Here is an 826-nt window from a genome sequence, read left to right as displayed (position 1 = left end):
ATCTAAAATCGCGGCCGCGCCAGTCACCGCCGCGCCGCCAGCGCCAGTCATACATCTGCCGCCGGTCGTTGCCGCCGGCCCAGCTGTCGCGAACGCGGATGATGGTGGATGCGGCCGTGCTGGTCACGGTCGACATATCGGGCTGCAGGACCGGGCCGGCAATCGACGGCACCGTCAGCCCAGCGGAGAGACCCAAGGCCAGAAGCCCGGATCCAAGGGAAGACAAGAGCGGTTTCATTTCACTCTCCACGAGTAAGGCCCCACGCCCAAAACGCTCGGGAATAGGCCTATTGATGGAACTTTCCATCTGAACGGAAGATGAACAGAAAGGTTCCGTCAACCATAACGGGCGTGCGTATGCTCTTGTGTTCGCCATTGCTTGCGGGCAAAGGTCTCGGCCATGTCGCTGCGCCTCGCCACCTTCAATGTCGAGAACCTGATGAACAGGTTCGACTTCTCCGGCTATCGCAACCAGCTCATCGAGGACCGAACGCTGGCGCTGTTCGACATCCAGAGCGAAGCAGAATACAGGCTGCTCGAACAGGCGCGCGCCATCGCCCAGTCCGATGACACCCGCCAGCTTACCGCGCTCGCCATAGCCGCGACACGCGCCGACGTCATCTGCATGCAGGAGGTGGACAATATCGAGGGGCTGAAGGCCTTCGAATATGGCTATCTCTTCAAGATGATCGGGCAGGGCTACCGTCAGAAATACACCACCGCCGGCAACGACTCCCGCGGCATCGACGTCGCCGTGATGATGCGCAACGAGACCGCGCAGGGGCAGCCGATCGAATTCGTGCGCATGACCAGCCATGCCTATGTC

Annotated in this window: 2 pseudogenes; one reads left to right on the top strand and one right to left on the bottom strand. The window is 61.1% G+C overall.

The annotated features are described in order from the left end of the window. Positions 1-238 (bottom strand): annotated as a pseudogene (locus EOA60_RS35310) (BA14K family protein); the annotation flags it as partial. 162 nt (positions 239-400) lie between these two features. Here EOA60_RS35310 and EOA60_RS35305 point away from each other — a divergent pair. Continuing rightward, positions 401-826: pseudogene (locus tag EOA60_RS35305) on the top strand (endonuclease); the annotation flags it as partial.

It is taken from the genome of Mesorhizobium sp. M1A.F.Ca.IN.020.06.1.1, from assembly GCF_004023265.1.
In the GTDB taxonomy this organism is placed as follows: domain Bacteria; phylum Pseudomonadota; class Alphaproteobacteria; order Rhizobiales; family Rhizobiaceae; genus Mesorhizobium.
This window is presented reverse-complemented; position numbering and strand designations above follow the sequence as displayed.